Source organism: Chlorogloea sp. CCALA 695 (assembly GCF_003003885.1).
Taxonomy (GTDB): Bacteria; Cyanobacteriota; Cyanobacteriia; order Cyanobacteriales; family Chroococcidiopsidaceae; genus Aliterella.
In genome coordinates this window covers 1-8460 of the sequence record NZ_PVWN01000104.1, presented here as the reverse complement: position 1 = coordinate 8460, position 8460 = coordinate 1, and the positions used below count along the sequence as shown (strand labels likewise).

The window sequence follows — 8460 nt, the reverse complement described above, 5'->3', positions numbered from 1 at the left end:
ACGGTGCTTGAACAACTGCTTTGTTTAACTATATCCTTATCTCCTCTTTTTTTCATAAATGATTCAGGATTGCTATAGAAGGGTTAGCAGACAGACAAGCCGCCGAAGCAGTCAGAGGTCGTATTGACTGGAAATATGCGTATTGACTAGAACTAACCGACGCTGGATTTAACTTTTCCGTTCTAAGTGAGTTCCGTTCACGCCTCATTAAGGGAGGAGTTTTCGACCTTCTTTTAGATAAATTCTTAGAACAATGCCAGAGAAAAGGCTGGTTAAAGAACAAGGGTAAACAACGAACAGACAAGGGCTCATATTCTGGGAGCAATTCGGACTACGGGTCGCTTGGAATGTGTTGGGAAAACCTTGAGAGCAGCTCTCAACACTCTGGCAGTTGTTGCCCCAAGTTGGCTGAAAACTCAAATAGAAAAAGATTGGTTTGACCGCTACAGTCGTCCGGTCTGCGAGGAACGTCTGCCAAAAGGGATTGTTGCTCGTAATGCTTATGGCGAAAAAATCGGTGTGGATGGAATACGCTTGCTTGATGCCATTTATGATGACCCGACTACTCCCGAATGCCTGCGTCAGTTGGAATTAGTTGAAATTTTGCGTCAAACGTGGATTGCTCAATATTTTGTGTAAAACGGACAACTGCGCTGGCGGCAGGCAAAAGACTTAGCGCCTTCGGGAAAACGTTTTGACTCGCCCTACGACCCAGTTGGACTGGCTACAAAGTTCATCTTACAGAAACCTGCGCTCAAGATCGAGTTCATCTCATCACTAATGTAGAGACAACCCCAGCTAATCGCGCCGATGTTGACCAGACAGAACTTATTCATCAATCCTTAAAGGCGAAAGCTTTACTTCCTGACAAGCATCTTGTGGACGCTGGTTATGTTGATGCAACTTTATTGCTCAAGAGTCAGAAGCATTACGGGGTGACAATTATTGGTTCCATGCGTCCTAATGCGAGTTGGCAGTCCAAAACATCAGAGGCTTATGACATCAGCCAATTTCAAATTAATTGGCACACCAACGGTTTACGAAAAGCCCGTTATCAAGGTTTAGACAAAGTTCAACTACAGCATATTCTTACAGCAACGGCTATTAATTTTGTGCGGATGGTGGCTTGGCTTAATGATATACCTTTTGCCCAGACACGAATATCCCGATTCGCCCTTCTTCGTCTTAACAATTGATTGTTAAGTTAACCAACAGTATCCATTTGCTACTCAAACCCCGGATCAAGGGGGCTTCGACTCATTCCTTTCGCCTCTAATTCTTACTTCTGCCTGTAAACGAGTAAGGATCAAGGGGGCTTCGACTCATTCCTTTCACCGTACAGCGTTAACGAATATGAGTAATGCCAACGTGCCAATCCGCGTAATTCAGCAAATATCGGGACATAAATCGCTGACTGCTATGCAACGCTACCTTGAGGTCAACCCAGAGCAGGTAGCAAGTGCGATCGCACTTGCTAGTATAGGTTATGGAAATGGCTAGATGTTTTCGGCAAATTTCTCAAACGCCAGTTGGTCGAAGTCGCGTCAGTGGTTCCGTCGCTTCAATTGGTGGCAGCTAGGCAGCTTTATTTTAGTTAGTGTTTTGATTACAGTTATCTTTGAAGCTCTAGCTACTGGAGTGCTTAACTTATGGGAATACGCTAATACTATGCCAGTGCTTCCATTTTTTGGTACTGGACTGCTTCCGTTGCTTCAGTGGCTAGTAATACCCCCCATAATTATCTGGTTCGTTAAACGCCAACTTTCTGATTTCAGACGGACAGCCTCAAGCTAACCTTTCACCCAGTCTTATCTTAACACTGAGATTAAGTAACAAAATGTTCAGCTTGTAAAATTTGGTACAAATCTATGTCTGCTTCAATTAAGCAGGTATGACCACTGTGAGGCAAGATAACAACCTGAGCGGCAGGAAAAATTTTGCTGAGGTATTGAGCTTCTGCAACTGATGGCAGCACTCGGTCAGCCTGACTCGCGATTAGCAAAACAGGATGAGTAAACTGATGAAGTTGAGTTTCATCAATCCGAAACTCACTTAATTGTGATAGGCGATATTCAGCCGTTTTTTTTGGTGCGGCTTGGGCGGCTTCCCAAAGAATCTGAAGCCTTGCAAGCGGGATACGGGTTAGCGCAGACGTTAAGCACAGGGTGAAGATTCCAGAGAAATTATAAAGTAGTGGCGATGTCCAACTAAGCAGTCGCGAACTTTGGTTAAGCCAAGCCACTCGATGAAAAGAAGAAGCGGAGTTCACCAAAATCAGCCCCTTGAATAAATGCGGAGCGTGTTCGAGCAATTTCAAAGCGAGGCATCCTCCCAAGGATTCACCACAGAGATAAACTGCCTCTTGCGGTATTCTTTCTAGCTCTACTTGAATGAGCGCGATTGTGCTTTCTGTTAGTTGTTGCCAGTCCATCAAGTTATTAAGCGGAATCACGAGACAACGGACATTAAAGCCCGCTTCTAAACCTCTGGTTACTAGCTCAAGCAGAGCTTTCCCTGCCTCATTCATTCCGGGCAAAAAGATCAGCAATGGATATTCTGGGTTTGAGGAATGAAATGTCAGAAAATAAGGTTCGCTATTTTGCCTAGATGTCATCGGGATTGTAGAAAATGGTATGGTTTCGGAGCTCAATCCATACCGAACTGTATCACAATAATCAGATCGACAGAGCTATTACAAAATAAGGTTTGCAGCCCTCCTAAACATCTCAAACTTCAGTAAATGACTGCTGAACTAAATTAAACCAAATGCTTAACTATATCCTTGCAAGTGTATCTTCATTAATTGCTAATCCAAAAATCCCGCACTTCCTGGTAAAACTCCCCCTGCCTATCCCACTGATAAGGCGTAGGAGAATGCAGCAGTCCCAGCCAAACCTCTACCAAAGGCATAGCCAGGGCTTGCTGTAATTTCCATAGAGAAACTTTTTCACCTTGGTGTTGCTGTAGCCAAAGTGCGATCGCCTGCTGCCACTTGGGGATATTCTCCTTTTCAGCCAACTCCTTCAAGGCTGTTTTCATGGCAGCCCTAGCTTTTCTTGCTAATGCCCTCGCTTCTTTGCGGTCTAATATCGATACCACTGAACCCGTACTAATGGGACTCGACTCAACATCATCAAAAGCAAATTCCTCTATCAAGTCCGACAAATCAATCCTGATCGAGGAGCGCATCAACCCTGATAAAAAGTCCTCGTCTAAAACGGGACCATCGCTACTATCAGTCACTTCCAAACTATCCAAAATACTGTTAGCGCGTTTGACGTAGACTTGGACAATTTGAGAAATCGCATCCCCAGCTACTGATAACTGCTCATTGCTATCAGACAGAGCGAAGCCCGTTACCGGGCGCGCTTGCGCTATCGCACTTTCTAAAGAATGCCAAAGCAATTCCATCTCGGTAGCTTCTGGGTCAGTCAGCGCAGTTTTCAGGTCGCCCCATAAATCTAGTTCCAGTTGCTTATAAGTAGGAGTCACTGGGTTTGATCTCCAACCTTCAAAGGGTAAGGATTGAGGGGACACAGACTGGGCTTAAGTTCGACGGTTGCTGCTACGCCACTGATAGTTATCTCGTACTGCTGGGAAAAAGAAGCGATGCCTTCGGCGGTTCGCTCTGCGACCATCGCACTTTTAATGTATTCTCTTACCTGGGCTTCCTTCCAGCCTAAAGTATGAACAGGTTCGCGCGCAGTTTTTCTCTGCTGACCCACCCATAAATCGACAAACATGGCGTGAAGTGGCTCGTCCCTACGCCCCCGGTAGAAATAAATAATAACCGCCGGAACGCTAGGAATAGTAATTGACTCCAATTGTTTCTCCGACTCTTGATCGCCGCGATACTTGAGACGGCGGTTTCGGTTGTACAAGTCGCGTTTTTTGTAGTAAGTGCGGCGTTTGTGGCAAAGTTCCCCTACCCAACAACCATCGCCCAATTTTCCATGACGGGCGAAGCCCGTTACCGGGCGCGCTTGCGCTATCGTATTTTCTACCGAAAGCTTGCTGCACTGCCTGCATTTATCTTGAATTTTAGTTGGCATTAGATGGTCGCTTAAATACAAATATATCTGTTAGCGAGATCGCAAGTCCCGGCAGCAGCAGGTCAGAAATCGTGTCATTAACCCAAAAAGTTTGAGGAAAATCACTGCCGCCAAAAACTGTCACTGACTGAACTTGATTATCTACAACCCATACCCTGTCTACGCCAGATAGTAAATAATCTGTAGCTTTGCTCGTCATTTCGCCAAATGATTGACCAGGAGAAATAATTTCAATCACTAATTCTGGCAGTACAGGACTTGGCTCATCTTCCTCCCAGTCTGCCGATAAGCGATTGCCTCCGGCACTGCGCTCCGCGCAATCGTAAGAAACGTAAGTTAAATCCGGGACGGGAACCCAGTCAACTCCTTTGCGCTTTAAAACTACAGCCCACTCTGGGCAGACTCGACCGCATTGCTCTCAGACGCACCAATCATCTATGAATCGGTAAAATCGACCTTGGACGCTGGCGTGGTTGTATCTTGGTGACACTTTGGCGGTAACTTCTCCATTAACTAATTCAAAGCGATCGCGCAAGCGCGCCCGGTAACGGGCTTCGCTACTTTCGGGCATAGCTAAAAACTCTTACAAGCTAAAGGTAGTTTTACTAAAACTCATAGAGGCAAACCAAAAAGCAATTAACTTTCATTGTACCCTATCGTTTGTCGTTAGAGTTTCGCTAGAGTAAAAACGCGCTGTAGAAGTGTGATTGAATGATGAACCTATCCCACTAAGATCAAAAATGTGATAATTTAATTGTCAGGGCGATTAAGTTACCGGAATATGGCGGGAAGATTTGAAGGATTGAGCGATTTAGAATGGAAGTTGTTTGAGGATGTGATGACAGAAGTTGGAGAAAAGCGGGAACGGGGAATGCCCCATGCGCCTTTTCGTCATGTACTGAACACCTTAATGTATGTATTGATTACAGGCTGCCGCCCTTGTGATGTGCCGAAGGGAGAAATATGGGCATCAAAAAGTTCAGCGCACAGATGGCTTTTGCGTTGGCAAACGGATGGAACGTTAAAACGATTACAAAATGCGGATACTAGGAATCGCATCAGAGAGGGGATTAATTAACTGGAGTTACGGGGCGGTGGACGGCTCTTTTTCCCCCTGGCAAAGGCGGCTCTTGAGGGTGTGGCTTATGGTTATAAGGGCAAAGGGATTTTGATTCATACTTTGACCGATGGTAATGGTCTGCCTCTGTCCAATAGCACCACCGCAGCTAATGGTAGTGAGCGAAAGCAAGTTATACCCTTGTTAAATAGTGTTCTAGTTAAAACTAATTGTCCCGGAAGACCACGCAAACGAGTTAAGGTGCTGGCGGCGGACAAAGGCTATGACTCCAAGGATTTGCGTGCGGCGTGGTGCGTAAACGTGGTATTAGACCGCAGTTGCCGAAGCGAACCTGCAAAACTAAGAGAAATCGAGGTAGACCAATAAAAATTTCTGTGCCACGTTTTCAACAAGAACGTTGCTTTGCATGGTTTCAACGAAAATACCGTAGGCTTGTTGTTCGATGGGAGAGAATTTCTGCCTGTTTCAATGCTTTTATTTCCCTTGCCACAATTCACATTTGGATTAACAGAATTTTGTTAGTGGGATAGGTTCATAGAGTATTATCGTAATTACTCTTTCATGTCCGACCACTCCTCTTTAACCCCCAATATTGTGATCGCTCCCTCCAGTGCGTCAATTACTCCCACTGAGGGGTTGCTCGACCTTTGGCTGCATGGCAAGTCACCGCATACACAACGTTACTACCGTCGTGAAGCACTAAAGTTTTTGGTAATCTCGGGTAAACCCATTGAGTCAATAACCTTAGCTGATGTTCAAGGATATGCAACTGCACTGCATCAAAGCTCCCTGGCTGTTTCTTCGGTTGCTAGAGCGATCGCGGCAATCAAATCACTATTTACCTTCGCTCACCAAAAAACGGGATTGTTAAAAGCCAACCCAGCCGGAGCAGTAACTCTCCCCAAGGTAAAGGATTCGTTGGCAGAGCGGATAATACCTGAATGGGTGGTACAGACTATGATTGGGTTAGAACCGAATAAGCGCAACCGAGCGTTGCTGAAGCTACTGTATGTTGGAGGGTTACGGGTGTCAGAGGTAACGCAATTGTAGTGGTTTTCGCTGCAACCAAGGGATGTTGGGGGACAGGTATTAGTCTACGGGAAAGGCGGTAAAACACGGGCAATTAAGCTGCCTGTATCGCTGTGGCAGGAATTGCAGTCAATGCGGGGGGACGCGGCAATTGGTGAACCAGTATTTACTAGCCGTAAGAAAAAGGGGCATTTAAAAGAGATGCAGGTCAATCGCATTGTCAAAGCTGCGGCGAAAAGAGTGCCAGGGTTGGAGGAGGCTATAGTTGAGAATGTATCACCTCACTAGCTGCGTCATGCTCATGCGAGTCATGCAACCGATCGCGGCGCTCCGGTTCACTTGGTCATGCAAACATTGCTACAACTGGACGCTATCTTCATGGGCGACCAACCGATGGTTCTAGCCTGTATCTAGAATCAGGAGAACATCCAAGCGAAATTGAAAAAGCCGCATTCACACGTATCTCGGCTCAATCCCATAAGCATTAACTGAAACAAGCTCGCTCTCAATCTTGCCGATGTTTCCACAGATAGCCTGAACATAGATTATGCAAGTTAAGTCTCCTGCATCTGCTTCGCTACTTCGAGCGCTCGCTCAAATACCCGCATCAAGTTGCCTCCCCAGATTTTACGAATCTCCTCTGGAGTATAACCGCGATTCAGCAACTCTTGCGTAATATTAGGCATCTGAGAGACATCTTCCAGGTTTCTCAATCCACCACCTCCGTCAAAATCAGAGCCGATGCCCACATGATCAATGCCCATAACTGACACCATATGATCGAGATGGTTGATAGCATCAGCGATCGTGGGTTTGAGTTCAGGATACTGGTCATTGATCGCCTGCAATTTCTTCAGCAAGTCATTCACCTCAGCCTGATTTAATTTGCCCTGAAACCATGCCGCCTGCTGATTTGCTAACTGAGCCAAAGCCGCCGTCCGCTCCGGATTTTTGGGAATTGCTTTAATGTAATCCCCTAGCAAGCACAGTTGTACAACACCTCCCTTTGCTTTAATCGCTCTCAGCATATTGTCATCCATGTTGCGTGGGACATCTCGCACCTTGCGAGCATTGGAATGGGAGGCAATAATGGGAGCTTTCGATAAACGAATTACATCCCAAAACGTATCGTCATGCACATGGGAAACATCGACCATGATGCCTAAGCGGTTCATCTCTTGAACAACTGCTTCACCAAAAGGACTCAATCCCTGCCACTGTTGCTGTTTATCTGTGGAAGAATCGCCGAGTTGATTATTTTTGGAGTGAGTTAAGGTAATGTAGCGAATTCCTTGATCGTAAAAAGCTTGGACTGCCTTGATGTCGGTTCCCAATGGATACCCATTCTCCATGCCTAGAAAAATGGCGCGCTTTCCTACTTTTTCCAACCGCTCGGCATCTGCTGGACTCAAGGCGATCGCTATTCGGTTCGGTTGATCTAACAAAAACTGCTCGGTTCGCTGAATCATCCGGTTTGCCAAGTCTTTTGCCTGAGCATATCCCCGATCGTTAAGCTGTCGTTGTGGGGTGAAGATCGACATAAATGCTGCATCCAAACCACCGTTCTCCATGCGAACTAGATCCCACTGTCCACTCGCTACTAATCCCGTTTTGTACCCGACACTGGGATCAAAGCCTGGATTCAGAACTTGGCGAATGGGCCAATCAATATGACTATCAATGGTCAATGCAGACTGATGAACAAGCTTAACCTGCTCATTGTTAGATGAAGTACCAGCCTTTTTTGGGATATCCGCATGAGCAATCGTCCACCCCAATACGGCAACTAAAGCTAAGATAAATAAAACTACCCGTCTGAAGAAATAAGAAATCATATTTTTATTGTTATTCCGCTTGCTGAAGTCATTATCCAACAAACACTATCAATCCGATTAATAAAAGGCTTCGTAACTTCTTCGGGCGAAGAAATCTGATTCGCTACTGCAGTTCGTTTGTCGTTTAAAAGTAAGGTAATCTAATCGTCATTTATTTTTCAGACTTGAAAGTATCATTGTAAGAGTTTTAGGGACAAATTCATGCAACTTAGATGCACATTAGCTTAGCATGAGAGCCTAATGCTTCTCAAATTGACCTCTAGGGCGTATCTGCAAAGTCTGGATGTAGCGTAATTGTAGCGACCTGAAATCATAATCGCTCCGACCCGAAATCATCGCATTTTTGAGACCAGATTAAGGGTCTTACACAGTTTTGATACTGTTGGCGGAACATTACTTAACGTCTGAAATGCCGATTAACTGGTTAGGTCAGCCTGCTCTGGCAGTAGCATAATATAGTCTAAAG

13 protein-coding genes and 1 pseudogene are annotated in these 8460 nt (G+C 45.5%); 8 read left to right on the top strand and 6 right to left on the bottom strand.

The annotated features are described in order from the left end of the window. Positions 1-363: 363 nt before the first annotated feature. From C7B70_RS27370 to C7B70_RS24425, 4 genes are all read left to right on the top strand, one after another. The gene (locus C7B70_RS27370) at positions 364-639 is read left to right on the top strand and encodes a hypothetical protein (RefSeq protein WP_199192532.1); all 276 of its coding nucleotides are present in this window, start codon (positions 364-366) and stop codon (positions 637-639) included. A 239-nt stretch (positions 640-878) separates the two neighbouring features. Further along, a complete protein-coding gene (locus C7B70_RS27365; RefSeq protein WP_199192531.1) occupies positions 879-1196 on the top strand; it encodes a transposase in 318 nt (105 codons plus the stop codon). Positions 1197-1275: 79 nt separating this feature from the next. Next, positions 1276-1500: a site-specific integrase gene (locus C7B70_RS24430; protein WP_199192533.1), complete on the top strand. Its 225-nt coding sequence runs from the start codon at positions 1276-1278 to the stop codon at positions 1498-1500. Then, entirely contained in the window at positions 1501-1794 is a 294-nt protein-coding gene (locus tag C7B70_RS24425; protein ID WP_199192530.1) for a hypothetical protein, read from the top strand. Positions 1795-1825: 31 nt separating this feature from the next. On the opposite strand, the gene C7B70_RS24420 is transcribed toward C7B70_RS24425, so the two are convergent. The 5 genes and pseudogenes from C7B70_RS24420 to C7B70_RS27355 form a co-directional block, all read right to left on the bottom strand. Further along, positions 1826-2614 carry an alpha/beta hydrolase gene (locus C7B70_RS24420; protein WP_106371509.1) on the bottom strand — a complete coding sequence of 263 codons (789 nt, stop codon included), beginning with the start codon at positions 2612-2614 and terminating at the stop codon, positions 1826-1828. A 185-nt stretch (positions 2615-2799) separates the two neighbouring features. Then, positions 2800-3492: a hypothetical protein gene (locus tag C7B70_RS24415; protein WP_106371508.1), complete on the bottom strand. Its 693-nt coding sequence runs from the start codon at positions 3490-3492 to the stop codon at positions 2800-2802. After that, the gene (locus C7B70_RS24410) at positions 3489-4052 is read right to left on the bottom strand and encodes a hypothetical protein (RefSeq protein ID WP_106371507.1); all 564 of its coding nucleotides are present in this window, start codon (positions 4050-4052) and stop codon (positions 3489-3491) included. The genes C7B70_RS24415 and C7B70_RS24410 overlap by 4 nt, the downstream gene beginning before the upstream one ends. Beyond that, positions 4042-4446 (bottom strand): annotated as a pseudogene (locus tag C7B70_RS27360) (Uma2 family endonuclease); the annotation flags it as partial. The pseudogene C7B70_RS27360 and the gene C7B70_RS24410, both read right to left, overlap by 11 nt. A gap of 24 nt (positions 4447-4470) precedes the next feature. Then, on the bottom strand, positions 4471-4623 hold the full coding sequence (locus tag C7B70_RS27355; RefSeq protein ID WP_199192529.1) for a hypothetical protein: 153 nt from the start codon (positions 4621-4623) through the stop codon (positions 4471-4473). A 210-nt stretch (positions 4624-4833) separates the two neighbouring features. Here C7B70_RS27355 and C7B70_RS24400 point away from each other — a divergent pair, with 210 nt between their 5' ends. The 4 genes from C7B70_RS24400 to C7B70_RS28095 all read left to right on the top strand — a co-directional run bounded on the left by C7B70_RS24400 (position 4834) and on the right by C7B70_RS28095 (position 6447). Further along, entirely contained in the window at positions 4834-5130 is a 297-nt protein-coding gene (locus C7B70_RS24400; RefSeq protein WP_199192528.1) for a transposase, read from the top strand. 60 nt (positions 5131-5190) lie between these two features. Beyond that, the gene (locus C7B70_RS24395) at positions 5191-5496 is read left to right on the top strand and encodes a transposase (protein WP_199192527.1); all 306 of its coding nucleotides are present in this window, start codon (positions 5191-5193) and stop codon (positions 5494-5496) included. Positions 5497-5691: 195 nt separating this feature from the next. Continuing rightward, positions 5692-6180, top strand: a complete 489-nt coding sequence (locus C7B70_RS28100) for a site-specific integrase (protein WP_233221127.1) — start codon at positions 5692-5694, stop codon at positions 6178-6180. Positions 6181-6291: 111 nt separating this feature from the next. Continuing rightward, on the top strand, positions 6292-6447 hold the full coding sequence (locus C7B70_RS28095; protein WP_233221124.1) for a hypothetical protein: 156 nt from the start codon (positions 6292-6294) through the stop codon (positions 6445-6447). Between the two features lie 266 nt (positions 6448-6713). On the opposite strand, the gene C7B70_RS24385 is transcribed toward C7B70_RS28095, so the two are convergent. Next, the gene (locus C7B70_RS24385) at positions 6714-7994 is read right to left on the bottom strand and encodes a dipeptidase (RefSeq protein WP_106371505.1); all 1281 of its coding nucleotides are present in this window, start codon (positions 7992-7994) and stop codon (positions 6714-6716) included. Positions 7995-8460 lie beyond the last annotated feature (466 nt).

Excerpts from the sequence above, each read along its gene's own strand:
- C7B70_RS24400 (WP_199192528.1), top strand. The coding sequence starts at position 4,834 with ATGGCGGGAAGATTTGAAGGATTGAGCGATTTAGAATGGAAGTTGTTT.
- C7B70_RS28100 (WP_233221127.1), top strand. The coding sequence starts at position 5,692 with ATGTCCGACCACTCCTCTTTAACCCCCAATATTGTGATCGCTCCCTCC.
- C7B70_RS27355 (WP_199192529.1), bottom strand. The coding sequence starts at position 4,623 with ATGCCCGAAAGTAGCGAAGCCCGTTACCGGGCGCGCTTGCGCGATCGC.
- C7B70_RS24420 (WP_106371509.1), bottom strand. The coding sequence starts at position 2,614 with ATGACATCTAGGCAAAATAGCGAACCTTATTTTCTGACATTTCATTCC.
- C7B70_RS24385 (WP_106371505.1), bottom strand. The coding sequence starts at position 7,994 with ATGATTTCTTATTTCTTCAGACGGGTAGTTTTATTTATCTTAGCTTTA.
- C7B70_RS24410 (WP_106371507.1), bottom strand. The coding sequence starts at position 4,052 with ATGCCAACTAAAATTCAAGATAAATGCAGGCAGTGCAGCAAGCTTTCG.
- C7B70_RS28095 (WP_233221124.1), top strand. The coding sequence starts at position 6,292 with ATGCGGGGGGACGCGGCAATTGGTGAACCAGTATTTACTAGCCGTAAG.
- C7B70_RS24425 (WP_199192530.1), top strand. The coding sequence starts at position 1,501 with ATGTTTTCGGCAAATTTCTCAAACGCCAGTTGGTCGAAGTCGCGTCAG.